A 16444-nucleotide genomic window follows, 5' to 3' on the forward strand; every position below is an offset into this window, starting at 1 on the left:
CGGTACGAGCGGCATCATCGTACGGAGGCCAGGCGGCCGAGCCCGTCACGACCCGGCGGCCGCCCCGCTCACGGCTGTTCGACGTGGACCTGGACGCGTCACGGCCCGTTGCCCGTCCGAAGGCGGGCAACGATGCCGGTGAGACGATCCCCGCCGTCTCGTTCCCGTACCGGATCTCGGCCACGGATCCGAAGGTTCTGCTGGTGGCCGGCCGTACCGTCACGTGCGACTGCGACTGGTACCCGGAGTTGCGGTGGTCCAGCGGCGGGAGGTCGGGCGCCGTACGGATCGACGACGGAGGCCGGCCGTTCCGTACGAGCGCCCTCGGGGACGGTCCCGTGTACGAGTACGACTACGGTGCTCGCCGCCGGGTCTCGTCCCTGCCCACCTCGCGCAGGCCCTGAGCCGTGTCCTGACCCGCGCTGCGCGTCTCGTCCCTCGTGGTCCGCGCCGCGTCCTGCGCCGCCGACTTGACCGCCTCGACGGCCTCGCCGGCCGGGCCCCGCAGCCCTTCCTGGACTTCGTGGGCGCCCTGCTTGACCGGTTCGAGGAGCTCGCCGGAGTGCTCGCGCAGCTGCTCGCCGACACGTTCCTCCGCCTTCGACGGTGGCAGGAACGCCGCTGCCAGCATGCCCGCTCCGAAGGCCATGACTCCGGCGGCGAGGGGGCTGCCCTGGGTGCGTTCCTTCATACGCGCAGGCGCCTGCTGAGCGGTGCTGCCGAGGTGGCCCGCGGTGTCCTTCGCCTTGCCCGCGGTGGCCCTGGCCCTGCCCGCGGTGGCCTTTGCCTTCTCGCCCACCTGGTCGGCGCCCTGTCCTGCGGTGTCCGCGACACTGTGCGCGGTCGACGACAGGCCGCTCCTGCTCTCCTTGGCCGAGCCCATGACGTGCTCCTTGATTCCCCTGAGTCGGTGCTGCGCCGAATCGGCCTTCCGGCGGGCGATCCTGCGGGGCGCCATCCGGTCCGCCAGGAGGTCCACATTGCGGGCCAGATGCGCCCGCGTGTGTTCCACTTCGCTCCTCAGCTCGTCGGGTTGCGTACCCATCGGGCGTCCTCCTTCAGTGTTTCGACGGTCTGCTCGGGTGTGAGGTTCACATTCCGCATCTGTTTGCGGCCGCGGACGAACAGCACCGCACCCACCACTGCCCAGACGGCGGTCACGATCAGTGCCGCCCAGGCCCAGTCCATGACGTTGGCGAGCGCGAAGACGACGGTGAGGCTGCCCAGCAGGAGCACCAGGTGCCCCGCGTAGCCCGCGCCGGCGAGCATGCCGGAGGCCTTGCCCGCCTTCGTCGCCTCCTCCTTGATCTCCGCCTTGGCCAACTGGATCTCTTCCTGGACCAGTCGGGACACGTCCTTGCTGATCTCGCCGACCAGCTCACCGATCGACGGTTCGCCGGACGGCTCGACGGACACCGGTTCGACGGGACGGCCCGTCCGCGTCCGGCGCTCCGCCGCGGGCGGCGCCTTGTCCGTGTAGATGGTGGCCACGGCTCAACTCCCTTGTACCGGCGGGTTCCCGTCGTCCCGGCTGCGCGGGTACGTGGGCGGGGTGTGCGGCGCGACCGGGCCGGGCTCGCCGCGGGCGCTGCCGGAGGTGTGGTGCGGTGGCTGCGACTGGCCGTACGTGCCGAGCGGATCCGGTTGCCCGACTCCGGCGCTCGACGATTCGAACCGGGTTTCACCGGCACCCACGCCTGCCGGTTCGAGGCGTTCGGCCGGGCGCTCGGCGCCGTACGGTTCCGCTCCGGGACTGCGGGAACCACCGTCGGAGCCGGCGGCGCTCACGCTCTTGCCGGCGCGGGCGACGGCGAAGCCTGCCAGTGCGGCACCCGCGAGGAACACGCCGGGCCTGCGCCTGGCGAAGTCCTCGAGGTCGCTCAGCAGACCCTCCGGGCCCCGGTCCTCGAGGCGGGACGCCACGCGCCCGCCACCGTCGGCCAGCCGGCGCACGACGTTGGCCGCGGCGGAGTCCGGCCGGGCGCTGCCGCTCATCTCCCTCAGGTCGTCGGACGCCCGCTGAAGGTTGGCGGCCAGACTGTGGGTCTGGGAGTGAGCCTGGTCGCGGAGCTGACCGCGCACCTGACCCGCCAGATCCCTGGCCTGGGAACGGGCCTCACCGGCAACTCCCGCCGCCTGCTGTTTGGCGGTGCCGGCCACGCTCGAGGCGTGCTCCGTGACCACCTCCGCGCCCTGCGCCGCCTTCTCCTGCGCTGCGCCCGCTGCTGCCGCGGTCCTGTTCTGGTCCCTGCGGTCGGGGCCGTCGATGTCACTCAAGACTCCTCCTGCGTCAGACGTTGCGGATCTTGTTTTCCTGCGGGTACCCCTGCTCCGGCTCAGCATTGGGGCATATCGGCACAAATATTTATTCAATGATCAAAATTGCAGCGAATCGCCCGACCCCGGCTTGGATCAACCCCACAGGGGTTTGCGGGCGACGGCTCCGGATACCCGCTGTCCCGAGGCAACCATGGGACGTACCGCAGAGAACCGACGCAACGAAGACCCCGGACACAACGAACCCAACGAGCGACGCAACGAAGACAGCGAACACAACGAAGGCAACGACGACACGCAGCGGCGAGAGCGCCGGACCGTCAGATCGGTCGAGGTGCTCCGCGCCGCCCGGGAACAGCTCGCCGAGCTGACGGGAATGACCGCGGAGACGGTGTCGTCGTTCGCCCGGACACCGGACGGCTGGCGGCTCGTCGTCGAAGTGCTCGAGCTTGCCCGCGTCCCCGACACGACGAGTCTCCTCGCCTCGTACGAGGTCGAGGTCGACAGCGAGGGCGAACTGACCTCCTACCGGCGGACGCGGCGATACGAACGCGGACGGGCCGACCGCCCCTCTTCCTGAGGGCCGGTCCTCCTGAGGCCGGTATTCCCACAGGCCGGTCTTTCCAAGGCCGGGCATCGTGCCCGGCCCCCGTCTTTGCGCCCCGGGGGAGACAGCCGACGCCCCGCACACACTGCCCGACACAGGGAGGCATCAACCAATGACCGTTGTCCCGGCACAGCAAAGCACGGGCAGCCGCGGCACTTCCGGACTGTACGACGTACTGGAACTCGTTCTCGACCGCGGGCTGGTGATCGACGCCTTCGTCCGTGTCTCACTGGTCGGCATCGAGATCCTGAAGATCGACGTGCGGGTCGTCGTCGCCAGCGTCGACACGTATCTGCGGTTCGCGGAGGCGTGCAACCGCCTCGACCTGGAAGCGGGGAACCGCAAGGACCCGGGGCTTCCCGATCTGGTGGGCGAGATCACCGAGTCCGGCGCCCGGGGCAAGTCCAAGGGCGCCCTCGCCGGAGCCGCACAGACCATCTCGGACGCCTTCGGCGGCGGGAACGACGACGAGGAGAAGGAGTCCCGGCCGCGGGCCAGGCGCACTGCCTCCCGTCGCAAGGAGGAGCAGGAGTGAACACCTACGTCTACGGGATCGCCCGCAACTCCCCGGAGCTCGAAAGCGCCTCCCGCACCGGTGGCGTCGGCGATCCGCCGCGCCCCGTGCGGCTGCTCGGCCGGGGCAGGCTCGCCGCCCTGGTCAGCGACGCGCCGGAGGACCTGCGGCCCAAGCGCCGCGACCTGCTCGCGCATCAGCACGTCCTGACGGAGGCCAGTGCGGCCGGGACGGTGCTGCCCCTGCGCTTCGGCGGTGTGTCGGCCGACGACGAGACGGTGGCCACGGCACTCGCCGACCGGGAGGAGCACTACCTGGAGCGGCTCGACGCGGTCGACGGCAAGGCCGAGTACAACGTGAAGGCCCACCACGACGAGGAGGCGGTGCTGCACCGGGTCCTGGCCGACGATCCGGACCTGCGAGCAATGGGCGCCGCACAGCAGGCCGCCGGCGGCACGAGTCAGGAGGAGAAACTGCGGCTGGGCGAGCTGATCGCCGCAGCCGTGCGCCGGCGCGAGGAGCTCGACCGCGACGAGGTGCACCGGGCGCTGAAGGACACGGCCGTGGCCTCGGTGCCCGGGCCCGAGAGCTCCGGGTGGGTGGCCAACCTGTCGTATCTCGTGGAACAGGAGCGCGCGGAGGAGTTCGTGACGGCCGCCGCCAGGTTCCAGCGGGTCAATCCGCACCTGCGGATCCAGGTCAACGGCCCGCTGCCCCCGTACAGCTTCGTGGGGTGAGTGATGGGCCTGCTGGGAGAACTGCTGCTGCTGCCCGTCGCACCGGTCCGTGGCACCTCGTGGGTGCTGCAGCAGGTGGTGGCGGAAGCGGAGCGGCAGTACTACGACCCCGCCGCCGTTCAGCGCGAACTCGCCGAGCTGGTCGAGCGGTTCGAGGCGGGCGAGATGGACGAGACCGAGTTCGACCGGCGCGAGGACGAGCTCCTCGCGCGGCTGACGCCGGAGGGCGGCCCACGATGACGATGACGACGGCGGCCGGGCGGCCGCCCGGCCCGTACGACTCCGGAGGCGGCACCGATCTCGCGGACATCCTCGAGCGGGTCCTCGACAAGGGCATCGTCATCGCCGGTGACATCCGGATCAATCTCCTCGACATCGAGTTGCTCACCATCAAGCTGCGCCTGATCGTCGCCTCCGTCGACAAGGCGAAGGAGATGGGGATCGACTGGTGGGAGCACGACCCCGCGCTGTCCTCCGGCGCCCGCAAGCGGGAACTTGAGGAGCGGAACGCCGAGTTGGAGCGCCGGGTCGCGGAGCTCGAGGCCGACTCGCGGCCCGCCGGGCACGCACAGCAGGAAGGGGAGCGGTCATGAGCGGACTGCTGTACGTGTATGCGGTGGCCCGGCCTCCCCTGGGCGGTGTGCCCGGCTCCGCGACCGGCGTCGGCGGTGGCCCGGTCCGGCCCGTGGAGCACGACGGTCTGCTCGCGGTGGTGAGCGACGTGCGGGCGGAGGACTTCGAGGAGGCGCCGCTGCGCGACCATCTGGAGGACCTGGACTGGCTCGCAGACACCGCTCGTGCGCACGAGTCCGTGGTGCGCGCCGTCGGCGAGGTCACGGATCTCGTGCCGCTGCGGCTGGCCACGGTGTGCCGCGGCGAGAGCGGGGTGCGCCGCCTGCTCGACCAGGGGGCCCGCCTCTTCGCGGAGAACCTCGACCGGCTCGCGGGGCGCGTCGAGTGGGGCGTGAAGCTGTACGCGGCGGCCGAACAGGAAACCGCCCCGGAACCTCGGTGCGCGCCCGCGGAGGGGCCCTCGTCGGGCCGTGACTACCTGCGCCGGCGACTGCGGAGCCGGCAGTCCCGGGAGCAGAGCTGGACGCGTGCCGACGCTCTCGCCCGCCGGCTGCACACGGAACTCGCGGGACACGCCGAGGCGCAGCGGCTGCACCGGCCGCAGAGCGGGCAACTGGCCCGGTCGCACGGTGTCAACGTGCTCAATGCCGCGTTCCTGGTGCGCCGCGAGGACAGCGAGGCGTTCGTGGGGCACGTCGAGCGGCTGACGCCGCCGGAACCGGGCGTCCGGGTGGAGCTGACCGGGCCCTGGGCGCCGTACTCGTTCGCGGACCTCTCGGACACCCGGGACGACGGCCGGGTCGGCGCATGACGGCGGCAACCGACGGCACCGCGCCGCGCGACAACGCACACCTCGACACCGCACGCCTGGGCACAGCGCCGCGCGACACAGCACCGCGCGACACCACACCGCTCGCCCGGCGCGAACTGGCCCTCGTCGACCTGCTGGACCGGCTCCTCGCGGGCGGCGTCGTCATCGCCGGCGACGTGACGTTGCGGATCGCCGACGTGGACCTGGTGAGGATCGACCTGAAGGCCCTGATCAGCTCGGTGGGCCCGCGGGTGCCGTCACCGTGGCCGGATCAGGAGGCGGACCGATGAGCAGCACCCGGCGCCCGCGGGTGGAACTCGACCCGGACACGGTGGAGCGCGACCTCGCCAGGCTGGTACTGACCGTGGTCGAACTCCTGCGGCAGCTGATGGAACGGCAGGCGCTGCGCCGGGTTGACACCGGGGAGCTCACCGAGGACCAGGAGGAGCGCATCGGCATGACGCTGATGCTGCTCGAGGACCGGATGGAGGTTCTGCGGGACAAGTTCGGGCTGGAACCGGGTGATCTGAACATCGATCTCGGACCGCTGGGCCCGCTGCTCCCGCCCGGTGAATGACCACCATCCGGACGGGTCTTTGCCGTTCCGGCAACATGGTTTGCCGTGGCTGTGGTCGCGGTCTCCCTGAACGGAGGTACACCACATGTCCACAGCAGCAGAACAGAAGGTGACCGGCGCGGACGCCCCGGCTCGCGGGTGTTACGACATCGTGGTCGTCGGCGGCGGGGCCGCCGGACTGAGTGGAGCACTGGCGCTGGCCAGGGCCCGCCGCTCGGTGCTGGTCGTCGACTCGGGCCGGCCGCGCAACGCTCCGGCCGGGCACGTCCACGCGTACCTGACGCAGGAAGGCGTGGCGCCGGGACAGATCCTGGCCACAGGCCGTGCCGAAGTGAGCGGCTACGGCGGCGAAGTCGTCACGGACACCGTCGAGGCCGCCGAGCGCCTGGAGGACGGGCGGTTCCGTCTGGTGCTCGCCGGAGGAGCGGCCGTCGAGGCGGACCGCCTGCTGGTGACGACCGGCCTGATCGACGAGCTGCCTCAGGTGCCGGGCCTGACGGGGCGGTGGGGCCAGGAGGTGCTGCACTGCCCGTACTGCCACGGGTACGAAGTGCGCGACCAGGCCGTCGGGGTGCTGTCCACCGGTCCGATGGCCGTCCACCAGGCCCTGATGTGGCGGCAGTGGAGCGACGACGTCACGCTCTTCCTGCACACCGGTCCGGAGCCGGACGAGGACGAGTACGAGCAGCTGGCCGCCCGCGACATCGCGGTGGTGGACGGGCGGGTGGCGTCCGTGGAGGTGACGGACGGCCGGCTCAGCGGCGTGGTCCTCGACAGCGGCAAGGTGATCGCGCGCCAGGCACTGGTGGTCGCCCCTCGCTTCACCGCCCGCGCCGGCTTCCTCGCCGGGCTCGGTCTCGAGGTGAGCGATCAGGAGATGGGCGGCGTGGCGGTCGGCACGCGGATCGCTGCCGACCCTGCCGGGGCGACCGGGGTGCCGGGCGTCTGGGTGGCCGGGAACGTGGCCGATGTGAGCCTGCAGGTGATCGGCGCCGCTGCGGCGGGAGTCCGGGCGGGGGCGGCGATCAACGCCGACCTGATCGCGGAGGAGACCCGCCGGGCGGTCGAGGACCGCAGGCGCCCACGTGAGGCCGCTCCGGCCGGGTGAAGCCGTCCGCGTGCGGGCCCGCCGTCGGAGCGGGCCGCTGCGCGAAGCGGGCCAGAAGCAGCCATCCCACGCAGCGGCCCACCGACCAGCGGCCGCCGCGCAGCGGTCTAGGAGAACAGGAACGCCGTGGCGGCGCCGGTACCGAGACCGGCGCCGGCCGCCGTCTGGGCGACCGAGTGGTAGCCGAGTGCGACACGCGACCAGCACACCGCCACGACGAAGACGTACCCGGCGGCCCACCACGGCGAGTGCACACACGCCAGCAGAGCCGTGACGGCGGAGGCCACCGCCGAGTCCACACTGATCTTCCAAACGGTGTTCACGGCGAGGAGGACGACGGTCATCGCCCACAGGGCGGTCATCGCGAGCAGGATCCCGGTCGGGGCGCCCCCGAGGACCATCACAAGGAAGCCCGCGCCGATGGAGCCGAGGATCACGAGGAAGATCGGGGCGCGCTGCCGGCGGTCCACCACATGCCGGTCGCCCCAGGTGCCGCGGCGGCGTTCCCTCTCGATGTACGCGGCGGGCACTATCCCGGCGCACAGCGCGCCCAGGAGGCCCCACGGCAGGCCGGTCCAGTTGCCGGCGGCGGCCAGACCGATGCCGAGCATGCCCAGCAGGAGCACATTGCGGGGCTGGAGGATGTCGGTGACCGCCCGGGCCACGTCGGTGGTCCGCTGCGCGGCGCTGCGGGACATGCCGGTTCCTTCAGGGGCTTGGCGGGTGCACGAAGAGTCGGCCGGCCGCGGGCCGACGGCCGTGATCGTATCCGGCCGCCCAGCGGCGCAGGCGCACGCCCGGGCACCCGTCGGGGCATGCTCACTCCCGCGCGCCGGCGCTCAGACGGCGAGCACGTCCGCCGCGACCCGCAGGTCGGAGACCAGCCCCCGGTACACCGGTTCACGGTCGTCCGCCCGCAGCACCGCCGACGGGTGGATCGTGCCGATGACGCAGCCGTGGGCGGCGGCCTCCTCCGTCGGTACCCCGGCGGCTCCCGAGACGTCCGTCCGGCCGAGCTCGTCCCAGGCGGGTGCGGGCAGCAGCAGCCCGCGCTGCTCGGAGACCCGGAAGGAGCCTCCGAGCAGCGCCTTGCCGGCGGTGGCCCCCAGCGCCATCACGACATCGGGTCCGATCTTGCGCAGTTCGGCGGCCAGCCACGGACGGCACGCGGACATCTCCCGCAGGCTGGGCGGCTTGTGGATCCGGCGTTTCCCCCGGGGCGCGGGCGCGAACTTGAAGTGCTTCACGGCGTTGGTGAAGTACGCCGTTTTCGCGTCGATGCCCGCTTCCTCGAGCGCGTCGCGCAGCAGCCTGCCGGCGGGCCCGACGAAGGGCGCCCCCTGACGGTCCTCCTGGTCGCCCGGCTGCTCCCCCACGAGCACGATGCGGGCCGAGGAGGGCCCGGCGCCGAACACCGTCTGCGTGGCATTGCGGAACAGCGGGCACCCCTCACATCCCGCCGCGGCACTGCGCAACGCCGGAAGGCCTCCGCGCCGCGGGAGGAACGGACCGGCGTCGTAGCCCTCCCCTGCTTCCTTCTCACTGCTGACGGTCACCGTCCTCGCCTCCCGTCCGGGCAGGTTCGCCTCTGTGCCCGCCGGGTACCCGTGCCAGCCCGGCGGTACTCGCGCGGGCCCGTGCGCCCGCAGCCGTGGCCTCCGGGCGCCCGGGACGAACCGCGTACGCATCGGGAGGACCACGATGACCGACGCCCTTGAACTCGACGCGCTGTGGGACGAGTTCCACAGCGTCGTCAACATGACCTCGCAGGAGCTGAGCGCCTGGCTCACCACGCGGGAGGCGGGCGAGGTGACCGAACCCCTGCCGGAGGGGCCCGGGTCCCCGACGGGGCGGCACGTCCTGGCGGTCCTGCAGAAGCGCCGCACCGATCTCACCGAGGACGACGTGCGCGTGATGTACGAGGTGGTGGACACCGTGCAGGCAGAGCAGGAGCAGGGTGCCGCCGAGACCGCCGACGACACTCGCAGGCGTCACCGGCTGATGACGCTCGGGCACGACCCGCTGAAGGCGGGCTGACCGGCGCGGGACGCAGGTCGCGAAATGGGACTGTTGATCCGGGCGATTTCGGGCACCCGGCCGGTATGAACAGTCAGAGCCCCGATCCCGACCCCCGGAAGACCCCCGGCGTTCCTCCGGGCGGCACCGTGCCACCCGGGGAGACACCGCCCGGCGAGGAGAGCACCGGTTCGGAGACCGGCCCGCGAGGGGACCAGTCGCGTGGCTGGGCCATGGGACCGATGATCGCCATCGGCATCGTCGTCGTGGTCTTCGCGGCGTTCTTCCTGGCGTACGCACTGGTCATGATCCTGTGACCGCTCCCCGTACGCCGACTGGGACGCGCCGCGGAACGCGTCGTCCCGTACGCGCTCGCACCGCCGCACTCCGGTGAGCACCCCGTCCACCGCATCCGACCGCACCGCGGCAACCGCAGGTGCCGCAGGAAGGAAGCACGCCATGTCCGACGATGCAGTCCAGCACGAACAGGCGCGGGGCGACGACGTCTACCAGCCGGAGGGCTCCGACGCGCAGAACCGCCCCAACGACGACCTCGACATGGAGAACGTGATCGGCGAGCGCGGACTCGACGACATGATGGTGGAAGGCTACTCACCTCCCGAGCGTCCGCTCGGCGTGGGCAAGTACGGCACCACCGGCGAGGAACAGCAGGAGGGCGAAAGCCTCGACCAGCGCCTCGCGCAGGAACGCCCCGATGTGGAGGCGGCACGGGGCGACGGCATCGGCGACCTCGAGGGCGGCGCCGGCGAGCCGGTCGACGAGGAGGCCGGCGGGCCCCGGGCCGGGCGGCTCACCCCGGCCGAGGACCCCGCCCCCCGCCGGCCGAGCGACACGGTGGCCCGTGACGTGGGCATCGACGGCGGCGCCGCGTCGGCCGAGGAGGCAGCGATGCACGTGACCGACGACGAGGAACTGCGCGACCGGTGACGCGGGTCCGGCGGCGGGCCCCGGCGAATGTGAGCGGCGACCGGGCCCGCGGCCCCGGACCTGTGGCCGGACCATGAGGGAAGTGACCCCAGGAATGCTTTTCCACGACCGTCGGGAGGCCGGGCGCGAACTGGCGCGCGGGCTCCTCGAGCACCGCGACGAAGAAGCCCTCGGAGATCCCCTCGTACTGGCGCTGCCACGCGGTGGCGTACCGGTCGGCGACGAGGTCGCCAGGGCGCTCGGCGCCCCGCTGGACATCATCGTGGCCCGGAAGATCGGGGCGCCGTTCAACCCGGAGGTGGGGGTCGGCGCGCTGGCCGGCGAGGGCCCTCCACTGTACGACGAGCGGGCGCTCGCCATGCTCGACCTGACGGCCGACCGGCTGAGTCCCGAGGTCGCCAGGGAACGGGCGGAAATGCACCGGCGTGAGCAGCTCTACCGGGGTGCACGGCCCGCCCCCGACGTGAAGGGCAGGACGGTCGTCGTCGTGGACGACGGGCTCGCGACCGGCGTCACGGCACGTGCGGCACTGCGTGCGGTGCGCGCCATGGAGCCGGGCCGGCTGGTGCTGGCCGTGCCGGTGGGGTCGCCGGACGCCGCGGAGGCACTGGCTGCCGAGGCGGACACGGTCGTGTGCCCGCACCGGCCGCAGCCGTTCCACGCGGTCGGGCAGTGGTACGAGGAATTCGACCAGGTCGGTGACGACGAAGTGGTCGCGATCCTGCGGAGCCACGGCGGCGGCTGACGGCCGTTCACACGAGCCCGCGTGCCCCGCGAGACGCGGTGACGGGACACGCACCCCGTGACGGAGCCGGACGTGGCCTTTTCGTGTCCCCCGAATTCCGCAAAGACCTTGGTCGCGGTCGTCTCCGTTGGCATGCTTGAGCCCCCACGCAGGCCGGGCACGGAGCCCTCCGGGCCCCGCTGTGCGCGGTTCGCCCAGCTCACGGCGGAGGTGTAGAAAGAATCTATGGCCGGACGCTACGGCCGCCCGCGCTCGGTTCTGAGGATGCGAACTGTCGCCGGTCAGGTCTTCTTCCTGCAGGTGGCGATCGTGGTGTTGCTCGTGGCCGCGGCCATGGCGGCACTCGTCTTCCAGTCCCGTGCGGGCAGCGAACGCGAGGCACGCAACCGGTCGGTCGCCGTCGCGGAGACCTTCGCCAACTCCCCCGGAATCGAGGAGGCACTGGCGAGTCCCGATCCGACCGCGGTGCTCCAGCCCAAGGCCGAGGCGGCCCGTGAGCGTTCCGGCGTCGACTTCATCGTCGTGCTGAACCGCGAGGGCATCCGTTACACCCATCCGCTGCCGGACCGGATCGGGAAGAAGTTCGTCGGCGACCTCAGTCATGCCCGGGCCGGCGAGGTGTTCACCGAGCGGATTACCGGCACCATCGGACCGCTCGTCCAGGCGATCGTCCCGATCACCACGCGCGACGGAACCGTGATCGGCATGGTCTCCGCCGGCATCACCATCGAGAATGTCAGCGGTGTCGTCGAGGAGCAGTTCCCCCTCCTCTTCGGCGCCGCGGGCGGGGTGCTGCTGGTGGCCACCGGTGGCACGGCCCTGGTCACCAGCCGGCTGCGGCGACAGACCCATGGGCTCGGGCCTGCCGAGATGACCCGGATGTACGAACATCACGACGCGGTCCTGCACGCCGTTCGCGAGGGGGTCATCATCGTGAGCGGCGACGGCCGCCTGCTGCTCGCCAACGACGAGGCACGCCGGCTCCTCGGGCTGCCGGCGGACGTGGACGGCGTACCCGTCACGGAACTGGGTCTCGATCCGCTCACCGCGCGCCTGCTGTCCTCGGGACGTGTCGTGACCGACGAGATCTTCCCCGTCGGGGAACGGCTCATCGCCGTCAACCAGCGCTCGACGGACCAGCACGGCGGGCCGCCCGGATCCGTCGCGACCCTGCGGGACACGACGGAACTCCAGGACCTGACCGGCCGGGCCGACCTGGCCCGGGGCCGGCTCAAACTGCTCTACGACGCCGGCGCCGAGATCGGCACCACGCTGGATGTGGTCCGCACCTGCGAGGAGCTCACCGAGTTCGCCGCGTCCCGGTTCGCCGACTTCGCCACCGTCGACCTGGTGGAAGCGGTGCTGCGCGGCGAGGAGCCCACCTCCACGGGCGCGTACACCGACATGCGGCGCACCGCTTTCAGCGGCTCGGGCGAGACCGCGCTCTACCCGTTGGGGCACACGATCCGGTTCGCACCGGTCACGCCGATCGGCAGAGGGCTGGGTCAGGGCGAAGCGGTGCTCCAAGCGGATCTGACCAGCCTGGCCGGCTGGCGGGAGCAGGATCCGGAGCGCGCCCGGCTCCTGCTCGAGGAGGGGATCCACTCGCTGATCGCGGTTCCTCTGCGGGCACGGGGCGTGATCCTGGGCGTGGCCATGTTCTGGCGGGGGGCGGGCAATCCGGATCCGTTCGAGGACGAGGACCTGTCGCTGGCGGAGGAGCTGGTCGCCCGCGCGGCGGTCAGCGTCGACAACGCACGGCGCTACTCGCGGGAGCACACGATGGCGGTCACGCTGCAGCGCAGCCTGCTGCCCCGGATGCTGCCGGAGCAGAGCGCCCTCGACGTCGCGTACCGCTACCGGCCCGCGCTGGCCGGGCTCGGTGGGCTGGGCGGCGTGGGCGGCGACTGGTTCGACATCATTCCGCTGCCCGGCGCACGGGTGGCCCTCGTCGTCGGGGACGTCGTCGGCCACGGCCTCCATGCCGCCGCGACCATGGGCCGGCTGCGTACGGCCGTCCACAACTTCTCCAGCCTGGACCTGCCGCCCGACGAGCTGATGTTCCATCTGGACGAGCTGGTGGCGCGCATCGACCAGGACGAGACCGACGACGGTGCCGACGCCGGGGTCACCGGCGCCACCTGCATCTACGCCATCTACGACGCGGTGTCGGGGACCTGCAGCATGGCCCGGGCCGGGCATCTCCAGCCGGTGATCGTCCGTCCGGACGGGACCACCGAGTTCGCGGACGTGCCGGGCGGGCCGCCACTGGGGCTGGGCGGTCTGCCGTTCGAGACCCTGGAGCTGCGGCTGCCGGAGGACAGCCGGCTGGTGCTCTACACGGACGGGCTGGTCGAGGACCGGGAACGGGAGATCGACGAAGGGCTGGAGCTGCTGCGCCGCACCCTGGCCGAGCACGCCGGTCAGGATCCCGAGGAGACCTGCGAGACGGTGCTGGCCACGCTGGTGCCCGAGCGTCCGCGCGACGACATCGCGCTGCTCGTGGGACGGACGCGCGTACTGGACTCCGGGCAGGTCGCGGAGTGGGACGTGCCGTCGGATCCGTCGGCGGTGGCCGGGGTGCGGGCGGCGGTCGCCGACAGGCTCGGGGAATGGGGCCTCGAGGAGGAGTCGTTCACCACCGAGCTCATCCTCAGCGAGCTGGTCACCAACGCCATCCGCTACGCCGCGGGACCGATCCGGGTGCGGCTCATCCGGGACCGCGCACTCATCTGCGAGGTCTCCGACCACAGCAGCACCTCGCCGCATCTCAGGCAGGCGGCCATCACGGACGAGGGGGGTCGCGGGCTGTTCCTGGTCGCGCAGTTCGCCGACCGCTGGGGGACGCGCTACACGGCGGACGGCAAGGTCATCTGGACCGAGCAGCCCCTGCCGGGCGGAGGGGCCGTGTGACGGCTCCGCCGTGAGGGCCGGTACGGGGGCGGGCGCGCGGTGCCCAACGCTCATCCGCGGACAAGAAACCGGGGACGCCTGCTGACGGGGCGACAAGAAACGGGGGCTCGCCGGCCCGTGCCGGGGAAGTTCAATGGCCGCTCTTGCCTGCCGGGTTACCCGTCCGTAACGTCCTTCTCGCGCAACGGTCCGGGGCGGCGCGAGCGGCCGGTTCAATTCTCGGCAGCGGCCTCGGGGTGTTGGGTCCGCCCTTTCTTCCGTGATTCCGAGCGCCTCTCCCCCGGTGCCGGACACCGCCGCACCGTTCCCGTTCTGCCGTTCTCCCGTTCCGTTCGTTTCCCTCGTTCCCGTTCTCGTTTCCGCATTCCCCGCGTCTGCGTGCCATGCTCGCAGCGCCGAATCCTGGAGCCGTGATGAAGCGTCTGAATTCCGCGCCCTTCAAGGGCCGAAGAGCCGTGATCCGCGGGGCGATCGCCCTCGCCGCGGGGCTGGGGCTGGTCGCCGCCACCTCGGGCACCGCCCATGCGGTGCCGGTCCGCCTCGACTACCCGCTGACCGGCACCACGCACCTCGAAGGCACCGGCTCCGACCTCGAGTTGGGCCCGGGCTTGCTGGAGGTGACGGCGGACCTCAGGGCGGGGACGATCTCGGCCAACACCAAACTGCCGCCCGCGCCCGGCTCGTTCAAGATGCTCGGCGCGATTCCCGTGAGCGTCACCACGGAATTCGTCGAGACGGAGCCGACGGCCGGCACGATCGACCTGAAGACCGGGGCCCTCGTGACCACCACGAAACTCACCCTGCGGCTCAAGGACCTGAAGGTCGCCGGCATTCCCACTCCGGTGGGCAGCTCGTGCCGTACGGAAACACCGGCGGTACTCAATCTGACGTCCGATCCGGGATTCAACGCGCTCAAGGGCGGAACCCTCTCCGGTACGTACACGATCCCGAAGTTCGAGCACTGCCTGCTGGCCACACCGCTGATCAATCTGATCATTCCGGGTGACGGCAACAAGGTCAGCCTGACGCTGGGGCAGCCGGGTCCGCCGCCCGTCGCCTGATCACGGTCCCGTCCGGGCGCTCCCGGGCGGGGCCGCCGCTCCCGGGCGTGCGTGGCGGCGCGCACCCGGGGGCGTCGCGGCCCGTGGGCCCGTCAGTCCTTCGTGGCGACGTAGTAGACGTTGAGCGGGTCGCCCTCGACGGTCCGGACGTCGACCTCGGTGAAACCGGCGTCCCGCAGCATCCGGACGGCCGTCTCCTGGCCCCAGACAGTGCCGAGTCCCGCGCCGCCGGTGCTGAGCGAGGTCGTCATGCAGTAGAAGACGGAGAAGCCGAACAGGGCGGGCCCGAAGGGGTGTCCGATGTTCTTCTCCAGGCTGCTCGACGCGGCGATGTCTCCCATCAGGAAGGTGCCGCCCTCACGCAGCGCCCCGGCGATCGCCGCGAGCGTCGCCTGTGGCCTCGCCAGGTCGTGGATCACGTCGAACGCGGTGATCAGGTCGTACCGGCCGCTGATCTCCGTGGAGTCGCCGACCGTGTAGCTCACGTTGCCGAGCCCCAGGCGGGCCGCGTCCGCGCGGCCGGCCTCGATGCCCGCCTCGGACTGGTCCAGGCCGTGGAAGCGCCCGGCCGGGTACGCCTTCGCCAGCACGATCGGCGCATGGCCCTGCCCGGTGCCCACGTCGAGCACGTCGATCCCGCCGCGCAGCCGTTCGGGCAGACCCGGCACGAGAGGGATGATGGTGTCGACGAGCGCCCGGTCGTATACGCGGGCCGTCTCCTCGGCCTGCAGCGACTGGAACCTCGGATACGCGGAGTACGGGACGCCGCCTCCCTCGCGGAAGCAGCGCACGACCTGCTGCTCGACCTCGCCGATGAGACCGATGTACGGCATCATGCCGGCCAGGTTGTCCGGCCCCGCCGCGGCCGTCAGGGAGGCGGCGTGCTCGGGCGGCAGCGTGTACGTCTCGCCGTGCGGCTCGTACGTGACGATGCCACCGACGACCATGCCGCCCAGCCACTCGCGCACATACCGCTCGTCGAGATCCGCCGCCCCGGCGATCTCCGCACTGGTGGAGGGCGGCAGCCCGGCGAGGGTGTCGAACAGGCCGGTCTGATGGCCGACGCTCATGAGCAGGGCCAGCGCACCCTTGTTCAGGATGTCGACGACTTCACCGGCGAACGCCTCCTGCCGGGCGAGGTCGGGGGCCGCCTGCTGCGTGTCAGGACTCGACATGACCGCTCCTTCCACCGGGCTGCTGTGGCGCACCGGCGGGGCCGGCCCGCATCTGTCACATTACGCCCCGGGCCTGCTCTGGAGACCTTACGGAGTGGGAACGGCGGGCCTCCGGCAGGCGGTACGCGGGGGTGGCTGCGGGAGCGCTCCCACTGCGGGAAGAGTCCTCCCGGGTATGACTCATGTGCGCCCCTACCGGCCCGCGGACCGTGCCGCGGTCTTCGACATCTGCCACGGTTCGTCCAGGCGTTCCGCGAGCAGTGGCTGCCGCTCGTGCGCGACCGGTTCCCCGACCCGGGGGAGAAGCAACCGCGCACCCCGAGCGAGGACATGGCGGCGTTGCTGCACCGCCCCGAACACCTGCTCACGCCGGAGACCGCCG

The 16444-nt window shown here is 71.9% G+C and carries 22 protein-coding genes; 16 read left to right on the plus strand and 6 right to left on the minus strand.

Annotated features, from left to right (window positions below):
- Window positions 1–83: 83 nt before the first annotated feature.
- Entirely contained in the window at window positions 84–404 is a 321-nt protein-coding gene (locus tag OGH68_RS01365) for a hypothetical protein (RefSeq protein ID WP_413470915.1), read from the plus strand.
- Here the strand turns inward: OGH68_RS01365 and OGH68_RS01370 are convergent.
- The 3 genes from OGH68_RS01370 to OGH68_RS01380 are packed head-to-tail and all read right to left on the minus strand — an operon-like array spanning window position 353 to window position 2277.
- On the minus strand, window positions 353–1045 hold the full coding sequence (locus tag OGH68_RS01370) for a DUF3618 domain-containing protein (protein ID WP_264241404.1): 693 nt from the start codon (window positions 1043–1045) through the stop codon (window positions 353–355). The two genes, OGH68_RS01365 and OGH68_RS01370, sit on opposite strands and share 52 nt — an antisense overlap.
- A complete protein-coding gene (locus tag OGH68_RS01375; protein WP_264241405.1) occupies window positions 1021–1491 on the minus strand; it encodes a phage holin family protein in 471 nt (156 codons plus the stop codon). Before OGH68_RS01375 ends, OGH68_RS01370 begins: the two co-directional genes overlap by 25 nt.
- A gap of 3 nt (window positions 1492–1494) precedes the next feature.
- On the minus strand, window positions 1495–2277 hold the full coding sequence (locus tag OGH68_RS01380) for a hypothetical protein (RefSeq protein ID WP_264241406.1): 783 nt from the start codon (window positions 2275–2277) through the stop codon (window positions 1495–1497).
- A 193-nt stretch (window positions 2278–2470) separates the two neighbouring features.
- Between OGH68_RS01380 and OGH68_RS01385 the strand changes: the two genes are divergently transcribed.
- From OGH68_RS01385 to OGH68_RS01425, 9 genes are all read left to right on the plus strand, one after another.
- Complete coding sequence (locus tag OGH68_RS01385; protein WP_264241407.1) at window positions 2471–2857, plus strand: gas vesicle protein; 387 nt, start codon at window positions 2471–2473, stop codon at window positions 2855–2857.
- A 139-nt stretch (window positions 2858–2996) separates the two neighbouring features.
- Window positions 2997–3419 (plus strand): gas vesicle structural protein GvpA, encoded by a 423-nt coding sequence (locus OGH68_RS01390; protein WP_264241408.1) that lies wholly within the window; start codon window positions 2997–2999, stop codon window positions 3417–3419.
- Window positions 3416–4135, plus strand: coding sequence for a GvpL/GvpF family gas vesicle protein (locus OGH68_RS01395; RefSeq protein ID WP_264241409.1), 720 nt, complete (start codon window positions 3416–3418; stop codon window positions 4133–4135). The genes OGH68_RS01390 and OGH68_RS01395 overlap by 4 nt, the downstream gene beginning before the upstream one ends.
- Window positions 4136–4138: 3 nt before the next feature.
- Entirely contained in the window at window positions 4139–4375 is a 237-nt protein-coding gene (locus tag OGH68_RS01400) for a gas vesicle protein GvpG (protein WP_264241410.1), read from the plus strand.
- Window positions 4376–4377: 2 nt separating this feature from the next.
- On the plus strand, window positions 4378–4728 hold the full coding sequence (locus tag OGH68_RS01405; protein ID WP_264249844.1) for a gas vesicle protein: 351 nt from the start codon (window positions 4378–4380) through the stop codon (window positions 4726–4728).
- Window positions 4725–5519, plus strand: a complete 795-nt coding sequence (locus OGH68_RS01410) for a GvpL/GvpF family gas vesicle protein (RefSeq protein ID WP_264241411.1) — start codon at window positions 4725–4727, stop codon at window positions 5517–5519. The genes OGH68_RS01405 and OGH68_RS01410 overlap by 4 nt, the downstream gene beginning before the upstream one ends.
- 56 nt (window positions 5520–5575) lie before the next feature.
- A complete protein-coding gene (locus tag OGH68_RS01415) occupies window positions 5576–5809 on the plus strand; it encodes a gas vesicle protein (RefSeq protein WP_264249846.1) in 234 nt (77 codons plus the stop codon).
- Window positions 5806–6096, plus strand: coding sequence for a gas vesicle protein K (locus OGH68_RS01420; protein WP_264241412.1), 291 nt, complete (start codon window positions 5806–5808; stop codon window positions 6094–6096). Before OGH68_RS01415 ends, OGH68_RS01420 begins: the two co-directional genes overlap by 4 nt.
- An 85-nt stretch (window positions 6097–6181) precedes the next feature.
- A complete protein-coding gene (locus tag OGH68_RS01425) occupies window positions 6182–7204 on the plus strand; it encodes an NAD(P)/FAD-dependent oxidoreductase (protein WP_264241413.1) in 1023 nt (340 codons plus the stop codon).
- A gap of 107 nt (window positions 7205–7311) precedes the next feature.
- On the opposite strand, the gene OGH68_RS01430 is transcribed toward OGH68_RS01425, so the two are convergent.
- Complete coding sequence (locus OGH68_RS01430) at window positions 7312–7902, minus strand: hypothetical protein (RefSeq protein WP_264241414.1); 591 nt, start codon at window positions 7900–7902, stop codon at window positions 7312–7314.
- 141 nt (window positions 7903–8043) lie between these two features.
- Window positions 8044–8760 (minus strand): UdgX family uracil-DNA binding protein, encoded by a 717-nt coding sequence (locus OGH68_RS01435; RefSeq protein ID WP_264241415.1) that lies wholly within the window; start codon window positions 8758–8760, stop codon window positions 8044–8046.
- 145 nt (window positions 8761–8905) lie between these two features.
- Here OGH68_RS01435 and OGH68_RS01440 point away from each other — a divergent pair, with 145 nt between their 5' ends.
- From OGH68_RS01440 to OGH68_RS01465, 6 genes are all read left to right on the plus strand, one after another.
- On the plus strand, window positions 8906–9241 hold the full coding sequence (locus OGH68_RS01440) for a DUF3140 domain-containing protein (RefSeq protein WP_264241417.1): 336 nt from the start codon (window positions 8906–8908) through the stop codon (window positions 9239–9241).
- A gap of 65 nt (window positions 9242–9306) precedes the next feature.
- The gene (locus OGH68_RS01445) at window positions 9307–9537 is read left to right on the plus strand and encodes a DUF6480 family protein (RefSeq protein WP_264241418.1); all 231 of its coding nucleotides are present in this window, start codon (window positions 9307–9309) and stop codon (window positions 9535–9537) included.
- Window positions 9538–9679: 142 nt separating this feature from the next.
- Complete coding sequence (locus tag OGH68_RS01450; RefSeq protein WP_264241419.1) at window positions 9680–10168, plus strand: DUF5709 domain-containing protein; 489 nt, start codon at window positions 9680–9682, stop codon at window positions 10166–10168.
- 94 nt (window positions 10169–10262) lie between these two features.
- The gene (locus OGH68_RS01455; RefSeq protein ID WP_264249847.1) at window positions 10263–10913 is read left to right on the plus strand and encodes a phosphoribosyltransferase; all 651 of its coding nucleotides are present in this window, start codon (window positions 10263–10265) and stop codon (window positions 10911–10913) included.
- Window positions 10914–11138: 225 nt separating this feature from the next.
- Window positions 11139–13826: a SpoIIE family protein phosphatase/ATP-binding protein gene (locus OGH68_RS01460; protein ID WP_264241420.1), complete on the plus strand. Its 2688-nt coding sequence runs from the start codon at window positions 11139–11141 to the stop codon at window positions 13824–13826.
- A gap of 413 nt (window positions 13827–14239) precedes the next feature.
- On the plus strand, window positions 14240–14887 hold the full coding sequence (locus tag OGH68_RS01465; RefSeq protein WP_264241421.1) for a hypothetical protein: 648 nt from the start codon (window positions 14240–14242) through the stop codon (window positions 14885–14887).
- 92 nt (window positions 14888–14979) lie between these two features.
- On the opposite strand, the gene OGH68_RS01470 is transcribed toward OGH68_RS01465, so the two are convergent.
- A complete protein-coding gene (locus OGH68_RS01470; protein ID WP_264241422.1) occupies window positions 14980–16062 on the minus strand; it encodes a class I SAM-dependent methyltransferase in 1083 nt (360 codons plus the stop codon).
- Between the last annotated feature and the right edge of the window lie 382 nt (window positions 16063–16444).

Origin of the sequence: Streptomyces peucetius (assembly GCF_025854275.1) — a bacterium.
In the GTDB taxonomy this organism is placed as follows: Bacteria; Actinomycetota; Actinomycetes; order Streptomycetales; family Streptomycetaceae; genus Streptomyces; species Streptomyces peucetius_A.

What these genes read in the sequence shown, in the direction of transcription:
- OGH68_RS01370 (WP_264241404.1), bottom strand. Translation starts at nt 1,045, where the DNA reads ATGGGTACGCAACCCGACGAGCTGAGGAGCGAAGTGGAACACACGCGG.
- OGH68_RS01385 (WP_264241407.1), top strand. Translation starts at nt 2,471, where the DNA reads ATGGGACGTACCGCAGAGAACCGACGCAACGAAGACCCCGGACACAAC.
- OGH68_RS01390 (WP_264241408.1), top strand. Translation starts at nt 2,997, where the DNA reads ATGACCGTTGTCCCGGCACAGCAAAGCACGGGCAGCCGCGGCACTTCC.
- OGH68_RS01400 (WP_264241410.1), top strand. Translation starts at nt 4,139, where the DNA reads ATGGGCCTGCTGGGAGAACTGCTGCTGCTGCCCGTCGCACCGGTCCGT.
- OGH68_RS01405 (WP_264249844.1), top strand. Translation starts at nt 4,378, where the DNA reads ATGACGACGGCGGCCGGGCGGCCGCCCGGCCCGTACGACTCCGGAGGC.
- OGH68_RS01410 (WP_264241411.1), top strand. Translation starts at nt 4,725, where the DNA reads ATGAGCGGACTGCTGTACGTGTATGCGGTGGCCCGGCCTCCCCTGGGC.
- OGH68_RS01420 (WP_264241412.1), top strand. Translation starts at nt 5,806, where the DNA reads ATGAGCAGCACCCGGCGCCCGCGGGTGGAACTCGACCCGGACACGGTG.
- OGH68_RS01425 (WP_264241413.1), top strand. Translation starts at nt 6,182, where the DNA reads ATGTCCACAGCAGCAGAACAGAAGGTGACCGGCGCGGACGCCCCGGCT.
- OGH68_RS01430 (WP_264241414.1), bottom strand. Translation starts at nt 7,902, where the DNA reads ATGTCCCGCAGCGCCGCGCAGCGGACCACCGACGTGGCCCGGGCGGTC.
- OGH68_RS01440 (WP_264241417.1), top strand. Translation starts at nt 8,906, where the DNA reads ATGACCGACGCCCTTGAACTCGACGCGCTGTGGGACGAGTTCCACAGC.
- OGH68_RS01445 (WP_264241418.1), top strand. Translation starts at nt 9,307, where the DNA reads ATGAACAGTCAGAGCCCCGATCCCGACCCCCGGAAGACCCCCGGCGTT.
- OGH68_RS01450 (WP_264241419.1), top strand. Translation starts at nt 9,680, where the DNA reads ATGTCCGACGATGCAGTCCAGCACGAACAGGCGCGGGGCGACGACGTC.
- OGH68_RS01455 (WP_264249847.1), top strand. Translation starts at nt 10,263, where the DNA reads ATGCTTTTCCACGACCGTCGGGAGGCCGGGCGCGAACTGGCGCGCGGG.
- OGH68_RS01460 (WP_264241420.1), top strand. Translation starts at nt 11,139, where the DNA reads ATGGCCGGACGCTACGGCCGCCCGCGCTCGGTTCTGAGGATGCGAACT.
- OGH68_RS01465 (WP_264241421.1), top strand. Translation starts at nt 14,240, where the DNA reads ATGAAGCGTCTGAATTCCGCGCCCTTCAAGGGCCGAAGAGCCGTGATC.
- OGH68_RS01470 (WP_264241422.1), bottom strand. Translation starts at nt 16,062, where the DNA reads ATGTCGAGTCCTGACACGCAGCAGGCGGCCCCCGACCTCGCCCGGCAG.